We start from the raw sequence: 20,864 nt of genomic DNA, 5'->3' as shown, positions 1-20,864 counted from the left end.
ATTTCGTTGAGTTAGAGGATAATATGAGGATAGCGATCGTCACGCCGATCAGGCTGTTCAGCGAGGGGCTTACCTCGAGTTTCCAGAACCACGCCGAGTTTGCGATTGCGGCGGCGGTGTCCGATCTCGCCGGCCTGCGCGAGACCCTCGAGGCCGGCAGCGTGAATGTCATTCTGATCGACGTCACACAGGGCATCGATCTCGATGAAGTGCGCGTGATCGCGAGCGAGCATGCGGATGTCGCGCTGGTGGCGCTCGGCCTCAACGAGGACCGGCGCGACGTGGTCCGCTGTGGCCGGGCCGGGTTCAGCGGCTACATCTCCCGGAACGCCAGCTTCGATGAGCTCTGCCGCGCGCTGTCGGACGTGGCATCGGGTCGGCTCGCCTGCAGCGCCGAGATTTCCGGCGGCCTGCTACGCGCGCTGTTCTGCATGGAACGTCAGACGGATACGATCGACGCGGACCAGGGACTGACGCGCCGCGAAGGCGAGGTTCTCAAGCTGATCGGACAAGGCATGTCGAACAAGGAGATCGCGCGCGATCTCAATCTCAGCCTTGCGACGGTCAAGCACCACGTCCATCACGTGCTGCAGAAACTCGGCCTACCGCGCAGGGCACAGGCGATGCGACGGGTGCGCGAAGCGCCGTGGATCGCATCATCGGCAGCGATCCCCGATCGGTCCCGCGAGCTCGACTGACATCAACATCCTGAATTCCGTGTTCGGCCGACGCGCAGTCCCGTTCGCGCACCTGCGCGCAAATGCACGCGCATGTCTGCCCAGGCGCGCACAATCGTGCGGTGGGATTGGTCCCGACTAAACCCTTCGATCGATTGTTCGAGATGCAGGATCGATCTCATGGACCGATCGATCCGTATCGTCGGCTCGATCCTTTCTGATCCGCCGCGGCGAATAGGGCTTTCGCGTCACAGCTGCCACAACTGCTCCAACGCAACGACATGCCGTTCTGCTGGTTCGCTGCGTGAAAGCAAATTGCCGCGGAAGACGGATCGGCTGCACGGATTTGCGGGCAGATCAGTCGGGATTGATTTCATGAATCCAGTTGCCGACATCGCTGGCCTGGCTGCCTTGTGGCAGAGAACGTTGGGCGGCGACCCCGCGGTGAAGATCGCGATCATCGACGGCCCCGTCGATTTCAATCATCCTTCGCTCAGGCAGGCCCGCGTCGCCAGGGGCGGCGAGTTCGTCGCACCGGCCTCGCCGATGATCCAGTCCGAGCACGGCACGCATGTCACGAGCGTCCTGATGGGTACGCCCGGCAGCCCGGTGCTCGGCGTCGCGCCGAATTGCAACGCGACCGTCTTCTCGATCTATCGCGAGGACACCTCCGGGCAGATCGAGCCGTCCTCGCAAAGCACCTTGGCACTTGCGATCAACCAGGCGCTCGCCGCCGGCGCCGACGTCATCAATATCAGTAGCGGCCAGCAATCCGCGACCGGCCAGGCCGACCGCATTCTGGTCGACGCGGTCCGCGCCTGCGAGCGCGCCGGCAAGCTGATCGTCGCCGCCGCAGGCAATGACGGATGCCGCTGCGTCCAGGTGCCGGGCAGCCTCGCTTCGGTGCTTGCGGTCGGCGCGTGCGATCCGGCCGGCAATCCGCTGCCCTTCAGCAATTTCGGCGACGCCTATCTCGAGAACGGCATCCTCGCGCCGGGCGAAAACATCGCCGGCGCCTCGCCGGTCCGCAATATCAGCCTGCGTTCCGGAACGAGCTTCGCAGCGCCGATCGTCACCGGCGTCGTCGCTCTGCTGCTCTCGTGCCTGCGCCAGACCGGACGCAAGGCCGATCCGCAAGCCGTCCGTGCTGCGCTGCTCGAAAGCGCAGTGCCCTGCCGCAGCGACGGCAGCGCCTCGCGCTGCCTCGCCGGACGGCTCGATATTCCCGCGGCTGTCGCCGCCCTGCTTGGCGAGCAGGCGGACGCCGTCATGCCGTCGGGTGCTACGGCCGCGTCTCCCCTCTTCCGGGGAGTGTCCGCGCGCCCTTTCGTCCAACCGTCATCCGCCGCTCAGCCAACTGCAACCAGAGAGGGTTCCATGGGAGATCTATCAGCAATGTCTGCACCATCGGCTCCGCGCATATTCGGGCCGGACGGCTCGGTCCTGCGCAGCAGCGCCGGGATCATGCCGAGCGAAGCGCAGCCTGCTGCGCCCGCAGCGCCTGCGGCCGCGCCCGTTGATCACGGCGTCGCCGCCGCGCCGATCGCGGCGCCGGCGCCCTATCCGTTTCACGCCCCCCATGCGGGCGGCGACCTGGTCTGGATGCCGACGCCGGCACCGCAGATCGTCATGCCGCCGATGATGATGCCCCAGATGGCGATGCCGGCGGCCGGCATGATGCCGCAGGCCTGGCTGCAGCCGCAGCAGCTGCCTGCGCTGATGCCGAGCAACGCGCTTCCCGTCGCGATGCCGCAGGCGCTGCCGATGTACGAAGCCCCCGCGGTTCGTACCAGCGAGAAGAGCTGCGGCTGTGGCGGCGGCATGCGTCCGCAGGGCGCCGCGGCGGAATCCACCGGACAGCTCGCGTTCCCGATCGGCCGGCTGTTCTACGATTTCGGCAAGGAGGCGCGCCTCGACTACTTCGTGCAGGCCATCGCCAATTGGCGCGACAGCCTGATCGGACGCGGCGATCCGGCGTTCGGGCCGGAGCGCGACCGCTCCGGCGATACCTCGGCGCCGTACAATCCGGCGATCATGGCGCGCTATCTGCTGAACCAGGCCGAAGGCGAGAGCGCGACACCGAGCGGATCCGGCAACAACTTCCCGGATGCCGATGCCATCATCTGGACGATGACGATCGACTCGATCCCGATCTATGCGGTCAAGCCGCTCGATGTGTTCGGTCTCGGATTCTTCGCCGCGCTGATCCTGGCGCTCTGGCATCAGGAGGTCTCGCATGACGATCCATCGAACACCCGAACCGTGGTACCGGCAGCGCGCGGCGGCGACGATACACCGCCGACCACGCCGCCGGCTTTCCCGCCGCGCGGCGGCGTTGCGCGGATCTCGATGGCCGGCTGGGTCGACAGCGCCAACACGACCAAGCTCCTGAACGGGACCGTGGTGCCGACGCTGGTGACCGACTGGCGCGGCTTCTACCAGTGGGATCTCTACACGCTGTTCGGACCCGATCCCGACACCTGGCCGGCCGGCGCGGAAGGCTTCCTCGAGCGGATCTACAACGAGTTCCGCAATGTCGGCCTCTCGCCGCAGGATCGCGCGCTGAACTATTCCGCGATGAATGCCTACAACACGCGGAAGATCTTTACCGACGTCGCCAAGAAGGGCTTGCGGCTCGATACCGTCGAGGTCGACCAGAGCGTCATCTGCCGCCCGGACTCGGTTTGTCACGACGTGACTTACCGCTTCTTCAATCCGACCCAGGTCCTGACCCAGGCGCGCGAAGTCTATCAGTACACGATCGACGTGAGCGACGTGGTGCCGGTGGCGGTCGGACCGCTGCGGCAGTGGCAGGTCTATTGACGCGATTGCTCCTCTGCGTCCGGAGGAGATCAGAACGTGGCGCGAATGCGTCACGTGGTCCAGGGGATCGACGCGATGAGCGATCCCCTGGGCGACGTCCAGCGACGGCTGCCCCGGTCGGTGTCCACCTCCCGTAGTTGCCGTCAATTCAAACCGAAAGAAGGAGCTGAACATGTACGCAAGGAACGACTTTGAGACCTTCGGCAGCGTGCGTAGCCCGATCCAGTGTGAGGGCATCGAGCGCGGACCGAAGCGGATTGCCGACGTGGCGACCAACGGGTCGGTCAACCCGCAGGGCTGGGGCGAAATCCTCGGCGGCGTCGCGCAGGCGCTGCCGGGCGTCCTCGGTGCTTTCGGCATCTGATCGCCAAACTCGGGGCCCGGCGATGTCGGGCCCCACCCATCCTCGAGGAGGCCGACATGATGCAGAAATCCACCGCCAGGAGCCCACAGCAACAGCAGCAGAACGGTCGCCGGATCGAGCCATCCGGCAAGATCGTCGTGTCGTCAGTGGTGAGCCACGCCTCGCTGATCGCCGCGATCAGCGACCGCAACCCGATCATCGCCAAACGCACCACATCCGACGAAGACAAATCCTGACGTCGTCGTCATCACCGAACCTATGGAGCCGATGCCATGGCAAAACCGCCCCGCAAATCCGGATCCGACAGCGCCGCCTCGCCGCCACCAGCGGAAGCACCTTCCGCAGCGTCACGCATGGCCCAGGCGCGGCGCCCGATGGAGGCCGCTCTGGTCGCCCGCCCGAAGATCGCCACCACCCCCACTCCGCCGACGACGCCGACCTATCTGGCGCCGCCGCAGGGCCCGGGGGCTCCGCAGCAGATGCGCCATGATGGCTCGCCGCATTCGGAGGAGCGGCTCAACACCGCGATGAAGATCCTGCTCGATCCCGCGGCGCGCGCGCTGCCGAGCAAGGTCTATTCCGGACAGGCGCGAAACTGGACGCGCAGGCCGTAATCGGCTTTGCGCGCCGAGCAGGCCGCGATCCGCAACCACGCACGCAACGGCCCGCCCGATCCGGCGGCGCGGCCGTTGCCGTTCGCCGGAGAGAAACATGAACGAGAACGGCAGTCCCCCTCGCATCAATCTGCGCCGCGCCGCCTTCACATGTGTGGGCCTCGGCACATTCCTGTTTCTCGCGGCCGGTACGCTGCGATGGGCCGGCGCCTGGACGTTCCTGGTCGAGATCACGATCGGCGGGCTGATCACCGAAGCCTGGCTCGCCCGGCACGATCCGGGGTTGCTGGCAGAGCGGCGCACCGCGCGCGACCAGGCGGGCTGGGACCGCGTCATCACGACGATCATGCCGCTGTTGTGGCTGACATGGCTGCCGCTGATGGCGCTCGACGCAGTCCGCTACCAGACATCGCTCGTCCCCTTCTGGTTGCAATGCGCCGGCGCCGTGATGATCGCGGCATCGTTCTACATCGTCTACCGGACCTACCGGGAAAACAGCTACGCCGCGCCGGTCGTGAAGATCCAGCGCGAGCGCGGGCATGCTGCGGTGACCACCGGACCCTACGCCTATGTGCGGCATCCGATCTATGCCAGCGGCCTCCTGACCTATGTCGGTACGCCGCTGCTGCTGGGATCGTGGTATGGCCTTGCCATCGTGCCTATCATGGCGGCGCTGCTCGGCTTGCGGTCGCTGATGGAGGAGCGGATGCTCACTGCCGAGCTCGACGGCTATGCCGAGTATCTCGCGCGGGTGCGCTATCGTCTGGTGCCGATGGTCTGGTGAGCTGGTTCCGCGTGGCGGATTTTGCCGCGAACTGGCGGCTTGCCTGATCGGCGGCAATTCCAATAAAGAAGGCTGGACGCGCGTTTACCTGTTGTCCTGCAGTCGGCCGGACGATCCGAGGCGAAGCCGTCGCTTTGCAACGGGCAGGACTTTGATGGTCGAGACTTTGATGATCGAGGCAGTGATCTGGGATTTCGGCGGCGTCTTGACCACCTCGCCGTTCGAGGCGTTCGCGCGCTATGAGACCGAGCGCGGCCTGCCGATCGACATCATCCGCCGCACCAACGCCGCCAATCATCTCGAGAACGCCTGGGCCAAGTTCGAGCGCGCCGAGATCGATATCGAGGCGTTCGACGCGCTGTTCGCTACGGAATCGAAGGCGCTCGGCGCCGAGGTGCGCGGCAAGGACGTGCTGCCGCTGCTCTCCGGCGACCTGCGCCCCGAGATGGTCGAGGCGCTGAAGCGCATCAAGGCGAAATTCAAGACCGGTTGCATCACCAACAATCTGCCGGCGAACGCGATCGGCAGCCGCAGCGGACGCACGCTCTACGTCGCCGAGGTGATGGCGCTGTTCGACCACGTCATCGAGTCCGCGAAGATCGGCCTGCGCAAGCCCGACCCGCGAATCTACCGGATGATGGTGGAGACGCTGCAGGTAAACCCGAAGAACTGCGTCTATCTCGACGATCTCGGCGTCAATTTGAAGCCGGCGCGCGAGATGGGTATGACCACGATCAAGGTTGCGAATGCCGCGCAGGCGATCGGCGCGCTTGAAGCTGCGACCGGCCTCACGCTGAGGTGAAGCGGGCTACGCGCCTATTCATGCCGCATTCACGCGGCGGCTTCTAATTGTCGGCCTCCCCCGGGTCACGGCGCGATCGCATCGTGACTCCTTTCCTGATCTGAGCATGACGTTCCGGAAAACCGACGTCCGCTTCTCCGGATCATGCCTGCGGAGGCACTTCCCATGAAACGTCTTGTCGTCGCCCTTGTCTCGGCTGGTTCGCTGCTGATCTCGGCTGCAGCGCTCGCGCAGACAACGCCGGCCCCCGCAACAGCGCCGGCGGCAGCTCCCGCGCAAGAGAGCGCGTCGATGGCGGCGCCCGTGCCCGGCGCGAAGCGCGCGGCCTGCCAGAGCTCGGCGAAGGCGCTGAAGGGCCAGGAGCGGCACGACCAGATGCAGCTCTGCATGGCGCAGGCGCATCTCGACTGCCTGAAGCAGGCGATCGACCAGAAGATCACAGGCCCGCAGCGCAAGGATTTCGTGAAGAGCTGCGCGGGTTGACGGCAGCCGGGCTACGAGATTCTTCTCCTTCCCCCTGAAAGGGGGAAGGTCGGGATGGGGGTCAGCCGCAGACGCCGGTGTAGAGAGTAGATCCCCACCGGCTTTGCTCTGGCGAGCAAAGCGAACCTCCCCTTTTCAAGGGGAGGTTCGAACTACTAACAACGTAGCCCGTATTGCGCTTGGCGGAAATACCCCGGAACCATGCGCTAACCCCATGCCTTTGCGGGCCAAACGAGCCTTGTGCTTTGCCGGCAACGAGCGCAGAACAGGTCCGAGTTCAAGGCAAATCCGGAGCTGATCCTCGTGGCTGATACCAGGCCCACCGCCTCGATCGAGGCCGTGGAAAGCGGCCTCGCCGCGCAAGGCTATATTGCGAGCCGGCAGATCGCGACCGCGGTCTATCTGTCGCAGCAGATCGAGAAGCCGATCCTGGTCGAGGGCCCTGCCGGCGTCGGCAAGACCGAGCTGGCGAAGGCGATCGCCGCATGGCGCGGCATGAAGATGATCCGCCTGCAATGCTATGAGGGCCTCGACGAGGCCAAGGCGCTGTATGAGTGGAAATACGCCAAGCAGCTGCTCTACACCCAGATCCTGAAGGACAAGCTCGGCGAGGTGCTCGGCGGCGCGCAGTCGCTGGCGGCGGCGCTCGACCAGCTCCACACCTTCGGCGACGTGTTCTTCTCCAAGGAATTCGTCGAGCCGCGGCCGCTGTTGCAGGCGCTGGAGCAGCCGGCCGGCTGCGTGCTCCTGATCGACGAGATCGACAAGTCGGATGCCGAATTCGAATCGCTGCTGCTGGAAATCCTCTCGGACTTCCAGGTCACGATTCCCGAGCTCGGCACCGTCTCCGCGGTGGCGCCGCCGACCGTGATCCTGACCTCGAACAGCGAGCGCGATCTTGGCGACGCCTTGAAGCGGCGCTGCCTGCATCTGCACATCGGCTTTCCCGAGCAGAAGCTGGAGGAGCGTATCGTCGAGAGCCGGGTGCCCGGCATCTCGCAGACGCTGCGCAAGCAGATGGTCGGCTTCATCCACGAGATTCGCTCGCTGGACCTGAAGAAGCTGCCCTCGGTCAGCGAGGCGATCGACTGGGCGCGCGTGCTGGTGCTGCTGCAGGCCAGCGAGCTCGACCACGAGATCGTCAAGGACACGCTCAACGTGCTGCTGAAATACGAGGCCGATATCGAGGCCGCGACGCCCCAGATTTCGTCCTTCATCGCCAAGGCGTCGCGCCAGGGCGTGTTCAGCTAGAGCATGATCCGGAAAAGTGTGAAGCGGTTTTCCGATCAGACCATGCTCAAGGAAGGAGCTAAAGCGCGATGACAATTCAATCCAATTTCGTCGCGCTTTAGAACATGCGCGAGAACCTGCATCGCTTCTTTCGCGCGGCGCGGGGAGCCGGGGTCCGGGTCTCGCCCGCTGAAAGCATCGATGCGATGCGGGCGGTCGCCCAGGTCGGCTTTGCCGATCGCGATATCCTGCGCGACACCTTCCTGCTGACGCTGGCCAAGACCCAGGACGAGAAGCGCGCACTCGGCGAATGCTTCGATCTATTCTTCAGCCAGCCCGAGCCGCAGCAGGAGAATGCCGAGCAGAGCAAGACCGACGACGGCAGCGAATCCGGCGCCAACCCGTCGGCCGACGAGCACGGCGATGTGTCGGACGGCGCCGCCAGCGAGAATGTCGGGCCGCTGGCGCAGATGCTGCTCTCGCAAAATCGCTCCGCGATTTCGAGCGCGATCGCCTACGCCTCCGGCGCCGCCTCGCTGCCAGATATCCGCTACTTCACCCAGCGTGGCATCTTCCAGACCCGCATCCTCGACGCGATGGGGATCCAGCGCCTGCGCGACGACATCGACGACCTGACCACGCGCAATCCCGCGCTCGCCGAACGGCTGCAGGAGGCGCTCAACGGCCTGCGCGGCACCGTTCGCGACGCGGTCTCGCAGGCCCTGCTGCTGTACGGGCGCGAGGAAGCGGAGAATTTGCGCAACGAAATCCTGCGCAACGCGCCGTTGGCGCGGATCGAGCCGCGGCAGGTCGAGCAGATGCGCGCGCTGATCCGCCAGATCGCACGCCGGCTGCGCGAGCGCTATTCCAAGCCACGCAAGCGCCAGCGCCGCGGTCATCTCGACGTCCGCCGCACGCTGCGCCGCAACGCGGCCTGGGGCGGTGTCCCCTTCCTCACCGCCTGGAAGCGCAAGCATCGCGACCGGCCGAAGATCGTCGCGCTGTGCGACGTCTCGGGCTCGGTCGCCCGCGTCTCGGACTTCTTCCTGCTCCTGGTCCACAGCCTGCACGAGGTGGTGGACGATGTCCGCTCGTTCGCCTTCTCGGGCCACCTGATCGAGGTCAGCGACATCCTGGAATCGAAATCGCCGGAAGAGGCGATGAAGGAGATCATGTCCAAGGTCGGCTTCGGCTCGTCCGACTACGGCAATTCCTTCGCCGATTTCGAGGACAACTGGATGAGCGCGATCACGCCGCAGACCACGGTGATCGTGCTCGGCGACGCCCGCAGCAACAACCTCGATCCGCGCGCCGATATCCTGCGCCGCATCGGCGAGCACTCCAAGCGGCTGGTCTGGCTCAACCCCGAAGGCCGCATGGTCTGGGGTTTCGGCGATTCCGAGATGCCGCGCTACGCGACCTTCTGCAGCGTGGTGCGGCAATGCGCGACCGCGCAGCAGCTCGAGCGCGCCGTGTCGGATATCGTCGCGACGTATCAGTAGGCCGCCAGCCGCGCTTTAGATGGCAAGCGACTCGCCGTGGAACAGCCACCCGACGAACGCAGCCAGTGTCAGCGCGATCGAGGCGAAGATGCCGACCAGCTTGATCGTCGTGATCGCCTTCAGGATCGAGACAGACCGCGCCGCCGCATGCGGGTCGCCGTGCAGCAGCAGCCATGCCAGGAGACAATCCTCGATCAGATCGCTGAGCAGGTACACCGCCGGCACGACCAGGCCGAGCCACGCCGCGGACGGATAGATCCGGCTGAGCCAGTGCGATGACGCCGCGCCCATCGCGCCCGCCAGCGCCAGCATGACGATGAGATCGAACGGAAACAGGATCGGAAAGACATACTTCATCCGCAGATCGGACTGCACCAGCTCGCCAAGCTGGTCGCCGGTGTAGCTGAGCGTCTTCTCCGGAAAGCGGGTGCGGAACCTGCTTGCGAACACGCGATCGGAATAGCTGCCGACCCACCAGAACAGTCCGAACGCCGCCACCACAAGTCCCGAGAGAATGGACGTCACGAGAGCTTGAGGGCTCATGCCGACCCGTTCCTGTTGTTGTTGAGGAAGCGGCGGCAGGCCGAAGGAAAGATGATCGCGTGCACCGCGGAGTCCCTGAAAGGGAGAAAATGTCGACGCATAAAGCAATGATCGACGAGCAGATTTCCATCTTTTCCGAAGTGTTGCAATTGAATTCTGGGAGCGCCATTGGCGGCCGACTCAACACATCGCAAACGGAATTGGATCTCTCACGGACACTCCGTCAAGGCCGAGTGTCGGCGAGCTGAAGCGACGCCGTCCTTGGCGCAGCTTTGGCGGGCCGTGGCGAGATTCAATTCGATCCAACGGCAGGCCACGCCGACGCGCATCGCGCTTCGGCGTCCCGGCACCACCGGCGGTCACGCCGCCGCCACAGAACCGTCTTCAATTGGAGATTGAATTTTCACCGCGTTCTGCCGTACATAGAGACCGCGAATTTTCACGGCGGCCGCGGGGGCAACGGATGCCGAAGGATATTGTGATTTGCTGCGACGGCACCGGCAACGAGATCGGTGACAATATTTCCAACGTGCTGAAGCTGTTCCGCGTCGCCGACAAGAATGACCGGCAGCGGATCTATTATCATCCCGGCCTCGGCACCGTCGGCCTGCAAAACGCCTGGGGCCGCTTCAAGCAGCAGATGCGCGGCCTGTTCGGGCTGGCCTTCGGCGCCGGTCTCGACCAGGACACGCTCGGCGCCTACCTGTTCCTGTGCCGAACGTGGGAGCCCGGTGACCGGGTCTGGATGTTCGGCTTCAGCCGCGGTGCCTACACGGTGCGCGTGCTCGCGGCCTTCGTCCATGTGATGGGCCTGCTGCCCGTCGACCAGCTCGACCTCGCGAGCTACGCCTTCGGCACCTACAAGAAAGCCAGCTCCGACGCCCAGAAGTCCGACGGCACATTCGACTATGCTCCGTTGAAGGAGGCTTGGCACTTCAGCCAGATTGCCGGCGGCCGCAACATCGACGTCGAGTTCGTCGGGGTCTGGGACACCGTGGCCTCGATCATCGTGCCGCGACAGGACAATTTCCTGTTCGACTTGCAGACGCTGTTGTTCACCCGCACCAATTCGAGTGTCAAACGGTTCCGCCAGGCGATCTCGATCGACGAGCGCAGGCGCATGTTCCGACTCAATCGCTGGATCGAGCCGCAGAAATTCCGCTCGGATCCGTTCGATCCGGCAACGGAGGTGGAGCAGGACATCAGCCAGGTCTGGTTTGCCGGCGTACACTCCGACGTCGGCGGCGGCTATCCGGAGGACCAGAGCGGACCGTCAAAGTTTCCGCTGATCTGGCTGCTCGAGCAGGCCAAGGCGGCCGGGCTGCACATGAATCAGGCGCTGATCGATCATCTCGCCTGGGGCATGCCGTTGCCGCCGCACAAGCACGAATATGTGCCGCCGAGCGCAACCGCCCCGCTGCACAATTCGCTGACCGCCGCCTGGGAAATCCTGGAATGGATTCCGAAGAGCGACAAATGGAAGGAATGGCCGGAGCGGAAATCCTTCCTCGGCTTCTATCTGCCGATGGGCGAGCCCCGTCCGATTCCGGATGGCGCGACCATCCATGCCTCGGTGCTGGAACGCATGGAGAAGGATCCGGCCTACAAGCCGATCAATATGCCGAAGACCTACAAGGTCGAGCCGATGACGCCGCCCCCGGTGCCACCCGCGCCGACGGCCTGAAGACCAAAGGCAGCTATCACCGTACACGCGGAGAAGACCCCTCACCCCAACCCTCTCCCCGTAAGCACAGGGAGAGGGAGCGCAGCTCCGTCGCTTTGGGTATTCGACCTGTTCTCATCACGCATTACGCGTCGATCGCGTCCTTGATCCGCTTGCGGCTGAGCGGCAGGTCGCGCAGCCGCTTGCCGGTTGCGTGCGCGATGGCATTGGCGAGCGAAGCGGCGGCCGGGCCCTGCCCGGTCTCGCCGTTGCCGAGGAACGGCTGGCCGGGACGGTTGATGATGTGGACGGCGATGCTGTCGGGCACGGCATTGAAGCGCAGGATCGGGTAGGTCTGCCAGTCGATGCTGGTGATCCTTGCCTCGTCGAACGTGACACTTTCATAGAGCGTCCAGCTCGTCGACTGCACGATCGCGCCCTCGATCTGGTTGGTGATGCCGTCCGGATTGACGACCTGGCCGGCATCGACGGCGGCGACCGCGCGCACCAGCCGGGCCCGCCCGGTTTCGCGATCGACCTCGACCTCGGACGCGATGGCGCAATAGGCGGCGAGATTCTTGTAGCGTGCAAACGCGAAGCCGTAGCCGCGATTTCGCGGCGGCTGCTGTCCGCGCGTCCAGCCGAATTCCTCCGCGGCCTTCACGACCACCGCGCGGCCACGCTGATCGTCGAGATGCCTGAGACGAAACTCGACCGGATCGGCGCCGGCGAGAGCGGCCAGTTCATCCATGAAGCTCTCGGTCGAGAACACGTTGTGATAGGCGCCGAGCGCGCGCATCGCGGAGATCCGCAGCGGCATCGCGGGGATGAAATGATGCATCACGTGCGCGTTCGGAAAATTGTAGATCGGGATCGCGTTGCGGTCGCCGCCCCCCTCCGGCAGCGGCAACGGCTTTGGTGCCGGCACCGCGAATGATCGCGCCATGTGCTGGGCCGCAAGCAGCGCGCCGGCGCCGCCCGGCCGCATCGAATGCGTGTTGCTCCACACCGCAAAATTCCAGTCGGCAATCTTGCCGTCGGCCGTGAGCGACGCGCTCAATTTCGTCACCATCGCCGGGCCATAGGGCTCCCAGCCGTGCTCCTGCTCGCGCATCCACTGCACCCGAACTGGGCGCCCTAGCAGCGCCCGGGCGATCAGCGCGGCGTCGGCCGCGGCATCGTCGGCGCCGTTGTGGCCGTAGCAGCCGGAGCCTTCGACATGGATCAGGCGGACGCTGGCGGGCGCCATGCCGAGCATCTCGGCGATCGCCTGCCGGTCGGGATAGACGCCCTGCGTGTGCGTCCATACCGTCATCGCGCCATCGATGAATTGCGCGACCGCGCAGGACGGCCCGATCGAACCGTGCGACTGGTAAGGCCGCGTGTAGGTCGCTTCGAGCGACCGCGCGCCGCTCACCGTGGGATCGCTACGCTGCAAGATCGCGAAATCCTGCGACGGCAGCGCGGTCAGCACGTTGGCCAGATCGTGCTGGTTCGGCAGCTTCGCGCTCTCCCGCCACTTCGCCGCCGCGGCCAGCGCGTGCATGGCCTTGACCGCCGAAAACTCCTTCTCCGCCACCACGGCCAGGAAGTTGCCGTCGCGCACGATTTGAATCACGCCGGGCATTTTCTCGATCGCGGCCGTGTCGCATTCCACGAGCTGCGCGCCGTAGCTCGGCGGGCGTACCACGCGCGCATGCACCATGCCGGGAAGCCGCATGTCCTGCACATAGGCCGCGCCGCCCGTGACCTTGGCAGGAATGTCGACGCGCGGCACCGGCTGGCCCATCACCTTGAAGCCCGCCGGATCCTTCAGGCTCGATGTCGGTTGCGCCTGGACGTGCAACATGTCCGAGGCGACAAGCTCGCCATAGCCCAGACGTCGGCCATCGGGAGCGATGACGGCCGCATTCTCGGTTCGCAAGTCCTCGGGCGGCAAGTCGAAACGCCTTGCTGCCTCCGCCACCAGCAGCGCACGCGCTTGCGCCGCGGCATGCAGGATCGCCGTGCCGCTGTCCTGCATCGAATGGCTGCCTGACGTATAGCCCTCGTTCGCCGTGAGTTTGGTGTCGGCGGTGATCACCTTCAGCGCATCGAAGGGAATATCGAGCTGCTCGGCCGCGATCTGCTGAAACGCGGTGCGGAATCCCTGGCCGAGTTCGGCCTTGCCGGTAAAGGCCGTGACCTCACCGTTGGCATCGATGCGGATCCAGGAATCCAGATTGGGCGATTTCGCCAGGCTGCCCGGCAACGCGGGGCTCTGCGGCTTCTGCTCCTGTGCGATCGCGCCGCGCAGCGAGAAACTGACGATCAGCGCGCCACCGCCGGCCAGCACGCTGCGGCGATCGAGAACCACCGGCGCGGTCATCGGATGCTCCTGTCGCTTGCGGCGTCGGCCGTATCCATCAACCTGGCGGCGCGATGCACCGCGCGCAGGATTCGCATATGGGTGCCGCAACGGCAGAGATTGGGCTCCAGCTCGGCACGGATCTGCGCATCCGACGGCTTCGGGTTGCGCATCAGCAGCGCCTGTGCGCGCATCATCATCCCGGCGATGCAGTAGCCGCACTGCGCCGCCTGCTCCTCCATGAAGGCGCGCTGGATCGGCGCCGGCGTGGCCACGGTGCCGAGCCCCTCGAGCGTCGTCACCGGCTTGCCCTCGACCAGGACCAGCGGCGTGACGCAGGACAGCACGGCCTTGCCGTCGACGATCACCGTGCAGGAGCCGCATTGCCCGAGCCCGCAGCCGAACTTGGCGGCATTGAGCGCCAGATCATTGCGCAACACATAGAGCAGCGGCGTATCCGCCTCCGCATCGACCTGATGATCCCTGCCATTGACCTTCAATGTCATCATGGCTTGCCTCGCTGTCTGGATTCCGGCGGCGTGTCGCGCGCCGCAAGCGACGTCGCTTGCACCGCCCGCGCATCGCGCTCCGCCTTGTCGAGATTGGCCCACGCCGGCCGCTTGCCGAACCGCTCGCGCAGATAGGCCGTGAGCGCGACCATCTGCGTATCATCGATGCTGGCGGCAAAGCCCGGCATGATCGGGCTGCGCTCGCCTTCGATAGCGCCGACGCCCGACAACACGATATTGAGGAGGTTGCGCGGGTCGGGGCTCGCGATCGCCGTGCTGAGCGCGAGATTGACGCCACCATAAGGCAACGCCCGGCTGCCCTCATGGCAGGAGGCACACGCGGCGGCATAGATCGCCGCACCGGCCGCATGGGTCTGTGCCGCATCATCCGACGACGATTGTGCGACGACGTCGGCTGGCCGTTTGCGATCCGGCGCCGGCGCGCCCGAGATATCGGCCATGTACACGGCGATGGCCCGCACGTCGCCGTCGGGCACCGTCGCCAGATTGCCGACCACTTCAGCCATCGGCCCGCGCGCGGTGCCATGATCGGCCTGCCAGCCGTGGCGCAAATAGGCGTAGAGCGCGTCGGCGGTCCACCGCACCGGGGCGTGGGAGGTGTCGTTCAGCGCGTAGGCGTGCCAATTGTCGACCTCGCCACCGGAGAACTGCGCATTCACCCGCTCGGCGCCGAGCGCGTTGCGCGGCGTGTGGCAGGCACTGCAATGCGCGAGCCCCTCCACCAGATAGGCGCCGCGGTTCCATTCCGTACCCTTCGTCGAGTCCTGAGGGGCATCGCCGCTGCGCAGATACAGCAGCTTCCACCCCGCGATCAGCGGTCGATAGTTCAACGGAAACGAAAGCTGATTCGCCGGCGGCGACGCGTGGACCGGCTGTCGCGTCATCAGGAACGCATACAGTGCCCGGTCGTCCGCATCCGAGACGTTGGTGAAATGGTCATAGGGAAAGGTCGGGTAGAGATGCTGGCCATCGCGCGCCACGCCCGAGCGCATCGCGCGGACGAACGCCTCCTCCGGCCAGCCCCCGATGCCGGTGTCGGCATCCGGCGTGATGTTGGATGAGAAGACGATGCCGAACGGCGTTGGAACCGGGAGCCCGCCGGCATAAGTCGCGCCGGCCTGCACGGTATGGCAGGTGTTGCAATTGCCGATCGCGGCGAGTTCGCGGCCGCGTTTGACCACATCAGGGTCGAAGGTATCGGCCCGCGGCGGCGCCATGGCGGCAATCTGCGGCCGCCAGGCGACGGCAAGGGCTGCCGCCGCGCCCGCGACCAGCACGATCGCGGCAATGCCTGTGATGATCCGCAGCTGACCTGTCATGCTGAATTGAGTTTGTTGTTGGGACGTGTATTAACACCTTTCGTTCCGGTATCGTTCGGCCAGAAGACCTCGATCACCGCCTGTTGACCTCAAGGAATCCTGAAAATCCCAAAGGGATCGCGCAAGGGATCATGACCGCCCAGCCCGCCCTCGATCGCGCATCCGGCCCGTCTCGCGATGCGCTGTCCGTGCTCAGTTCCGTGTTCGGCCTGTCGGGCTTCCGCGGCGCGCAGGAAAACATCATCCGCCACGTCACCGATGGCGGCAATTGCCTGGTGCTGATGCCGACCGGCGGCGGCAAGTCGCTGTGCTATCAGCTGCCGTCGCTGCTGCGCGACGGATGCGGCATCGTGGTATCGCCTTTGATCGCGCTGATGCGCGACCAGGTCGCGGGCCTCACTGAAGCCGGCGTCAACGCCGCTGTGCTGAACTCGACGCTATCCTATGAAGAAGCCTCCGAGGTCGAGCGGCGGCTGCTCGCGGGCGATCTCGATCTGCTCTATGTGGCGCCGGAGCGGCTGCTGACGCCGCGCTGCCTCAATTTGCTTGGCCAGGCGCAGATCGCGCTGTTTGCGATCGACGAGGCGCATTGCGTCTCGCAATGGGGCCATGACTTCCGCCCGGAATATATCGGCCTGTCCGCACTCGCCGAGCGCTTCCCCAAGGTGCCGCGCATCGCGCTGACCGCGACCGCGGACGCGCTGACCCGAAGGGAGATCGCCGAGCGGCTGCAGCTTGCCGACGCACCGCAATTCGTCGCGAGCTTCGACCGGCCCAATATCCGCTACGAGATCGTCGACAAGCAGAATGCCACCACGCAGCTGAAGAACTTCATCAAGGAGCGGCATGCCGGCGACGCCGGCGTGGTCTATTGCCTGTCCCGCGCCAAGGTCGAGGACGTCGCGGCGGCCCTCAGCGAGGCCGGCATTCCGGCGCTGCCCTATCATGCCGGGCTCGATGCCGGCGTGCGCGCCCGGCATCAGGACCGCTTCCTCAACGAGGACGGGCTCGTGATCGTCGCCACGATCGCCTTCGGCATGGGCATCGACAAGCCCGATGTGCGCTTCGTCGCGCATCTCGATCTGCCGAAGAGCATCGAGGCCTACTACCAGGAGACCGGACGTGCCGGCCGCGACGGCAAGCCGTCGGCGGCATGGATGGCCTATGGCCTGTCCGACATCGTGCAGCAGCGCCGCATGATCGATGAATCGACCGGCTCCGACGCCTTCAAGCGCGTCTCGGTCGGCAAGCTCGACGCGCTGGTTGCGCTAGCTGAAACGGTGCATTGCCGCCGGCAGCGCCTGCTCGGCTATTTCGGCGAGACCCGCGCGGAGGAAACCTGCGGCAATTGCGACAACTGCCTGACGCCGCCGCGCGTCAGCGACGGCAAGGTGCTCGCACAAAAGCTACTGTCCTGCGTCTACCGCACCGGGCAACGTTTCGGCGCCATGCACCTGATCGACGTGCTGGTCGGGCGGCTCACCGAACGGGTCAAGCAGTTCAACCACGACCAGCTGTCGGTGTTCGGCATCGGCCGCGAGCTCAACGAGAAGCAATGGCGCGCGGTGCTGCGCCAGCTGGTGGCGATGGGCCATCTGCGCGCCGACAGCGACGCCTTCGGCGCGCTTGTTCTGACCGACAGCGCCCGCGGCGTGCTGAAGGGCGAGACCGCGGTGATGCTGCGCGAGCAGCCGGAAGGCGCGCGCAACCGCGCAGTCCGCGGCAAGTCGCGCCGCGGCGAGCTCGCGCCCGCGGCCGACAGTCCGGGTGGCGTCGCAAATCCCGCGTTGCATGCGGCGTTGCGCGCCTGGCGCTCGGACGTCGCGCGCCAGCGCGGCGTGCCGGCCTATGTGGTGCTGCACGATTCCACCATCGACGGCATCGCCGCGATGCGGCCGGACACGCTGGGCGAGCTACGCAACATCGCAGGGATCGGCGACAAGAAGCTCGAGCATTACGGCGACGAGCTGATCCGCATTGTGAAATCCACCGACGGCTGAACAGCCCGTGTCGACGACTGCCGCCTGTTGGTGACGACATCGTGACACCGGCGCGACGCGGCCGTGCTTTGTCTCGTTGACGGCCGCTGGACGCCCACTCATGCTGACCACGTTTCCTTAACTCATTGACCAGAGGAGCCGAACATGAGCAGCAAGCCGACGATCGTTCTGGTTCACGGATTCTGGGGAGGCGCGGCGCACTGGAGCAAGGTGATCGTCGCACTCTCGCGCAAGGGGCACACCGGTCTGCAAGCGGTCGAGATGCCGCTGACCTCGCTCGCCGACGACGCCGAACGCCTGCGCAAGATGGTCAAGCAGCAGGACGGCCCGGCGCTGCTGGTCGGCCATTCCTATGGTGGCGCAGTCATCACCGAAGCCGGCGATCTGCCAAACGTGGTCGGCCTCGTTTACATCGCGGCCTTCGCGCCGGACGCCGGCGAGAGCCCCGGCGCCATCACCGCGGGCCTCCCACCGGCGGCGATTGCCAATGTCGCACCGGATAGCGACGGCTATCTCTGGATCAAGCCTGACAAGTTTCACGAGAGCTTCTGCCAGGATCTGCCCGCCGATGAAGCGCTGGTGATGGCAGTCACGCAGAAGGCACCGCTCGCCAGCACGTTCGGAGACAACGTCACCGCGCCGGCCTGGAAAAAGAAGCCGGTCTGGTGCCAGATTTCCAGCGAAGACCGGATGATCAACCCCGACAACCAGAAGCGGATGTCGGAACGGATGAAGCCCCGCAAGATCATCACGCTCGCCGCCGGCCACGCCTCGCTGGCCTCGAAGCCGGACGAGGTGACCGCCTTCATCGACGAGGCTGCGGCCAGTCTGGCAAATGCGTAAGCACGCGAGTTGTCCTGACATGGCCGGACGTGTTCCGGCCATGTCAGTTTGTGTCGCTGCGACGGGGAAGCCGATGGAGCCTCAAACACCTGGCTCTCGACGCTGGCACTCGCCGCGATGGGCGCGGCCGACACGATCAGCGTCGTGATCCGCGTCTCGCTGGTGCAGCTTGCGACGCCGGACGAGATGCGCGGCCGCGTCGGCGCGGTGAACTATCTGTTCGTCAACGCCTCCAACCAGCTCAGCGAGTTCGAGAGCGGCATCACCGCCGCCTTGTTCGGCACGGTGCCGGCTGCATTGATCGGCGGCAATCGGCACTGTTGCGGTGGCGCTGCTTTGGATGTGGTTGTTCCCGGCGCTGCGCAAGGTCCAGCGGCTGGAGTGAAGCGGCGCCCGGATACCGCAGCCCTTCGCCTCGCGGCATAGGAGCCATACCCGACGGGGCAACGCCTGCGCTTGCAGGCCGCGCCGCCCTGGCCCTAATCTTTGCCCACCGCGTCCAACGAGACACGGACAAGACACAACGATATAGGGAAGAGACGGCCCATGGCTCAGGAGAGCACCGCGCGCAAGGCTGCGCGCCCTGCCGAAAGTGGAACGTTCGATGCCGTGGTGATCGGCGCCGGGTTCGCCGGCATGTACATGCTGCATCGGCTGCGCGGACTCGGCTTCACCGCGCGGGTCTATGAAGCCGGCGGCGGCGTCGGCGGCACCTGGTACTGGAATCGCTATCCCGGCGCGCGTTGCGACGTCGAGAGCCTGCAATATTCCTTCTCGTTCTCCGAGGAACTCGATCAGGACTGGAGCTGGTCGGAGAAATATTCACCGCAGCCCGAAATTCTCGCTTACGCCAATCACGTCGCCGATCGCTTCGACCTGCGCAGCCAGATCGTGTTCGACACCCGCGTCACCGCGGCGACCTTCGACGAGCAGGCAGGCGCATGGCTGATCGAGACCGACCGCGGCGACAAGGTCACCGCAAAGTTCTGCATCATGGCGGTCGGCTGTCTGTCTGCGCCGAACCGGCCGGCTTTCCCGGGCATGGCGGATTTCCGCGGGCCGATCTATCACACCGGCGAATGGCCGCATGAGGGTGTCGACTTCACCGGCCTGCGCGTCGGCGTGATCGGAACCGGCTCGTCGGCGATCCAGTCGATCCCGATCGTCGCGCAGCAGGCCTCCGAGCTCACCGTGTTTCAGCGCACCGCGACCTGGTCGGTGCCGGCGTGGAACGAGCGGCTGTCGGCGGAATATCTCAAGGAGGCCAAAGCGCATTATCCGGAGCTGCGCGCCAAGGCCCGCGCGCGCCCGACCGGCTTCTATTTCCAATTCAACGCCCAGCCCGCCTTGCAGGCGAGCGAGCAGGAACGCGAGCGGCTCTATGAGGAGGCCTGGCAGCGCGGTGGCCTGCCCTTCCTCGGCGCGTTCGGCGATCTCCTGTTCGAGAAGGCCGCCAACGACACCATCGCTGATTTCGCGCGCGAGAAGATCCGCGGCATCGTCAAGGATCCCGCCACCGCCGAGCTGCTGTGCCCGCGAAACGTGTTCGGCTGCAAGCGGCTCTGCGTCGACACCAATTATTTCGAGACCTACAATCTGCCGCATGTGAAGCTGGTCGACGTGTCGACGACGCCGATCGATCGCTTCACGACGGAAGGCATTATCGTCGACGGCGCCGAATACAAGTTCGATGCGATCGTCTCCGCCACCGGCTTTGCCGCCATGACCGGCTCGTTCGATAAGATCGCGATCACCGGCCGCGGCGGGCAGACGCTGGCCGAGAAATGGCGCGCAGGCCCGCGCGCCTATCTCGGCCTTGCCTCCGAGGGCTTTCCGAACCTGTTCATGATCACCGGGCCCGGCAGCCCCTCAGTACTCGCCAGCATGATCCAGGCGATCGAGCAGCATGTCGACTGGCTGGCGGATTGCATCAGTCATATGCGCGACGTCGGTGCCGGCACGATCGAAGCGGTCCGCGACGACGAGGACGCCTGGGTCGCGCATGTCAATGACGTCTCCACGGTCTCGCTGCGCTCGACCTGCAGCTCGTGGTATGTCGGCGCCAACATCCCGGGTCGTCCCCGCGTGTTCATGCCCTATATCGGCGGCTTCCCGATCTATGTGCAGAAGTGCAATGAGGTGATGAACTCGGGTTACGACGGCTTCGTGCTGCAGGGCGGGCGCAACGGCAATGCACCGCCGCAGGTGCGTTTCACCGAGCGCTGGCAGGTGCCGCTCGACATCGAGGTGATCTCGCCGGCCGCGGTCGCCGCGAAGCGGGTTCCCGTGGTCTGAGGGCCGGCGGTATCCCCACCGGGATTGCGCATGATAGTGTCGCGC

General features: G+C 65.6%; 18 protein-coding genes and 1 pseudogene. 15 read left to right on the top strand and 4 right to left on the bottom strand.

The window, feature by feature from the left end; translation table 11 throughout:
* The first annotated feature begins 23 nt into the window (after positions 1-23).
* The 10 genes from QA639_RS03045 (at position 24) to QA639_RS03000 (ending at position 9,279) form a co-directional block, all read left to right on the top strand.
* Positions 24-698 (top strand): LuxR C-terminal-related transcriptional regulator, encoded by a 675-nt coding sequence (locus QA639_RS03045; protein ID WP_050383981.1) that lies wholly within the window; start codon positions 24-26, stop codon positions 696-698.
* A 354-nt stretch (positions 699-1,052) separates the two neighbouring features.
* The gene (locus tag QA639_RS03040; protein ID WP_050383982.1) at positions 1,053-3,500 is read left to right on the top strand and encodes a S8 family serine peptidase; all 2,448 of its coding nucleotides are present in this window, start codon (positions 1,053-1,055) and stop codon (positions 3,498-3,500) included.
* A 172-nt stretch (positions 3,501-3,672) separates the two neighbouring features.
* Entirely contained in the window at positions 3,673-3,864 is a 192-nt protein-coding gene (locus tag QA639_RS03035; protein ID WP_016842276.1) for a hypothetical protein, read from the top strand.
* Between the two features lie 56 nt (positions 3,865-3,920).
* On the top strand, positions 3,921-4,100 hold the full coding sequence (locus QA639_RS03030; protein WP_016842277.1) for a hypothetical protein: 180 nt from the start codon (positions 3,921-3,923) through the stop codon (positions 4,098-4,100).
* Positions 4,101-4,136: 36 nt separating this feature from the next.
* Positions 4,137-4,478 (top strand): hypothetical protein, encoded by a 342-nt coding sequence (locus tag QA639_RS03025; RefSeq protein ID WP_152977495.1) that lies wholly within the window; start codon positions 4,137-4,139, stop codon positions 4,476-4,478.
* Between the two features lie 97 nt (positions 4,479-4,575).
* Entirely contained in the window at positions 4,576-5,262 is a 687-nt protein-coding gene (locus QA639_RS03020; RefSeq protein WP_050383983.1) for a methyltransferase family protein, read from the top strand.
* Positions 5,263-5,431: 169 nt separating this feature from the next.
* Positions 5,432-6,064, top strand: coding sequence for an HAD-IA family hydrolase (locus QA639_RS03015; protein ID WP_283089133.1), 633 nt, complete (start codon positions 5,432-5,434; stop codon positions 6,062-6,064).
* A gap of 165 nt (positions 6,065-6,229) precedes the next feature.
* Positions 6,230-6,547, top strand: coding sequence for a hypothetical protein (locus tag QA639_RS03010; protein ID WP_283089132.1), 318 nt, complete (start codon positions 6,230-6,232; stop codon positions 6,545-6,547).
* A gap of 303 nt (positions 6,548-6,850) precedes the next feature.
* The gene (locus QA639_RS03005) at positions 6,851-7,798 is read left to right on the top strand and encodes an AAA family ATPase (protein ID WP_021078095.1); all 948 of its coding nucleotides are present in this window, start codon (positions 6,851-6,853) and stop codon (positions 7,796-7,798) included.
* Between the two features lie 104 nt (positions 7,799-7,902).
* Positions 7,903-9,279 (top strand): vWA domain-containing protein, encoded by a 1,377-nt coding sequence (locus QA639_RS03000; RefSeq protein ID WP_283089131.1) that lies wholly within the window; start codon positions 7,903-7,905, stop codon positions 9,277-9,279.
* 15 nt (positions 9,280-9,294) lie between these two features.
* Here QA639_RS03000 and QA639_RS02995 read toward each other — a convergent pair whose 3' ends face one another.
* Positions 9,295-9,822: a hypothetical protein gene (locus QA639_RS02995; RefSeq protein ID WP_157347885.1), complete on the bottom strand. Its 528-nt coding sequence runs from the start codon at positions 9,820-9,822 to the stop codon at positions 9,295-9,297.
* Positions 9,823-10,285: 463 nt separating this feature from the next.
* Between QA639_RS02995 and QA639_RS02990 the strand changes: the two genes are divergently transcribed.
* On the top strand, positions 10,286-11,506 hold the full coding sequence (locus QA639_RS02990) for a T6SS phospholipase effector Tle1-like catalytic domain-containing protein (RefSeq protein WP_283089130.1): 1,221 nt from the start codon (positions 10,286-10,288) through the stop codon (positions 11,504-11,506).
* Between the two features lie 124 nt (positions 11,507-11,630).
* Here the strand turns inward: QA639_RS02990 and QA639_RS02985 are convergent, their stop codons facing one another.
* Genes QA639_RS02985 through QA639_RS02975 form a run of 3 tightly spaced genes read right to left on the bottom strand, consistent with a single transcriptional unit; the run spans position 11,631 to position 15,681 of the window.
* Positions 11,631-13,853, bottom strand: a complete 2,223-nt coding sequence (locus tag QA639_RS02985) for a xanthine dehydrogenase family protein molybdopterin-binding subunit (RefSeq protein ID WP_283089129.1) — start codon at positions 13,851-13,853, stop codon at positions 11,631-11,633.
* Positions 13,850-14,341: a (2Fe-2S)-binding protein gene (locus QA639_RS02980; protein WP_157347888.1), complete on the bottom strand. Its 492-nt coding sequence runs from the start codon at positions 14,339-14,341 to the stop codon at positions 13,850-13,852. Before QA639_RS02980 ends, QA639_RS02985 begins: the two co-directional genes overlap by 4 nt.
* Positions 14,338-15,681, bottom strand: coding sequence for a cytochrome c (locus tag QA639_RS02975; protein ID WP_283089128.1), 1,344 nt, complete (start codon positions 15,679-15,681; stop codon positions 14,338-14,340). The genes QA639_RS02980 and QA639_RS02975 overlap by 4 nt, the downstream gene beginning before the upstream one ends.
* Positions 15,682-15,812: 131 nt before the next feature.
* Between QA639_RS02975 and recQ the strand changes: the two genes are divergently transcribed.
* The 4 genes and pseudogenes from recQ (at position 15,813) to QA639_RS02955 (ending at position 20,819) form a co-directional block, all read left to right on the top strand.
* A complete protein-coding gene (recQ, locus tag QA639_RS02970) occupies positions 15,813-17,681 on the top strand; it encodes a DNA helicase RecQ (protein ID WP_283089127.1) in 1,869 nt (622 codons plus the stop codon).
* 144 nt (positions 17,682-17,825) lie between these two features.
* Positions 17,826-18,524: an alpha/beta hydrolase gene (locus QA639_RS02965; RefSeq protein WP_283089126.1), complete on the top strand. Its 699-nt coding sequence runs from the start codon at positions 17,826-17,828 to the stop codon at positions 18,522-18,524.
* A gap of 90 nt (positions 18,525-18,614) precedes the next feature.
* Positions 18,615-18,909 (top strand): annotated as a pseudogene (locus QA639_RS02960) (MFS transporter); the annotation flags it as partial.
* Between the two features lie 161 nt (positions 18,910-19,070).
* On the top strand, positions 19,071-20,819 hold the full coding sequence (locus tag QA639_RS02955) for a flavin-containing monooxygenase (RefSeq protein ID WP_283089125.1): 1,749 nt from the start codon (positions 19,071-19,073) through the stop codon (positions 20,817-20,819).
* The last annotated feature ends 45 nt before the right edge of the window (positions 20,820-20,864 follow it).

This window comes from Bradyrhizobium pachyrhizi, from assembly GCF_029714545.1.
GTDB lineage: Bacteria > Pseudomonadota > Alphaproteobacteria > Rhizobiales > Xanthobacteraceae > Bradyrhizobium > Bradyrhizobium pachyrhizi.
The sequence above is the reverse complement of the archived record's forward strand: the minus strand, read 5'-3'. Positions and strand labels throughout refer to the sequence as shown.